Genomic DNA, 1,286 nt, shown 5'->3' on the forward strand with positions numbered 1-1,286 from the left:
ACTCCTGCAGCTTGGCCTTATGGATAGCAAGCTCGTCAGTGGGGTACTTCTGTTCCAGCAAAAAGTCGGGGCAAAGAGGAGCAAAGCGACGACGCTGCTCCGGGGTAAGCTGCTGCCAGCGCTCTTTGGCAATCCAAGCGGCATCGGGAGAGCGGATGGCCCCATTGGGCAGGGCAAAGCCCGCGGAAGAGTCAAAGACAAAACCTAAGTTCTTGCCTCGATTCCACTGCCACAGTTGGCCCAGCAGGTCGGCATTGCGGAATCCAGTTTCGCTGCCTGCAGGGGCCATGGCAATCAGTTCTCCTTGGGCAGTGCGCTCTAGGCGCAGCTCAGGATTTTGCCGGCAAAGCTGTTCGAAAACTTCATCGGTTAAATTCAAAGCCGGTTGCAGGTTGAGGGCAAGCATCATCTTCTTTGGGCAAAACTCTCAGAGTACGTGGCCTATGGCTCGTATTAATTCCCTAAGATGGAGCGTATTTTTTGGCGAAGGGCACGAAGGGCTGGACTTCTACCCAGATCTCGACTTTGGGCCAAGACTTCTGGCACCCACTCTAAAATCGGTAGCTGAGGAAAGGTTGGGCTGGTGGCAGAAGCCTGATATTGGCCGGATTGCAGGATGTAGATGGTTAGCTGGTTGCCTTGATAAACCCAAAGTTCGGGCACTCCTAGGCGGGTGTAAGCCTCAATCTGGGTTTTGGAAGTAACATCCACTTCGATGGCCAGATCCGGAGGCGGGTCAACAGATAGATCCAGCCGATCTTTGCCAATCACGGCCTGGTGATTTTGGATATAGAAGCATTCATCAGGTTCGATCCCGTAGTTCATTGCTTGCTGTTTGAAGGTAGCTGACCCAAAACATTCGCAGTCAACTTCCAGTTCCTCTAGCAAGATTTTGACAATGTCTCCAATGATGGATTTTTCTCGCTCATGCTTGGGTGAGGGCATTCTGATTTCCAATATCCCATCGCTGTAGGCAATGCGGCTGGCTCGCTTTTCGCCCAGCTCATCTAGGATGGCTTCAAAGTCTAACCAATTCAGATTGTGAATCAGCAGGCGCTGGCCGGGTGGGATGGTGAGTTGTCGAAGCTGGAGGGTGACCATCGTCTGGTTGGGTGTAAGGATAGAAACTCTGAGGTCTTTTAGCTTATGGGGGTGTGGGGGTAGCTAAGCCCCGCACTGTACCCGTAGGGTCGGTGTCGGGATACAGATACCCCCACTATGCTAGAAGTAGTTGCACAAAACGGCTTTTGCCGGAATCTGGTGCAACTACGCGGTAGGGCATTCCG

2 protein-coding genes are annotated in these 1,286 nt (G+C 52.7%); both read right to left on the reverse strand.

The window, feature by feature from the left end:
• On the reverse strand, positions 1-409 hold a 409-nt coding region (locus NW838_RS01935), incomplete at its 3' end, for a Uma2 family endonuclease (protein ID WP_414427399.1).
• 44 nt (positions 410-453) lie between these two features.
• Entirely contained in the window at positions 454-1,101 is a 648-nt protein-coding gene (locus NW838_RS01940) for a Uma2 family endonuclease (protein ID WP_414329080.1), read from the reverse strand.
• Between the last annotated feature and the right edge of the window lie 185 nt (positions 1,102-1,286).

The organism is Synechococcus sp. R55.2, from assembly GCF_047462075.1.
Classification (GTDB): Bacteria; Cyanobacteriota; Cyanobacteriia; order Thermostichales; family Thermostichaceae; genus Thermostichus.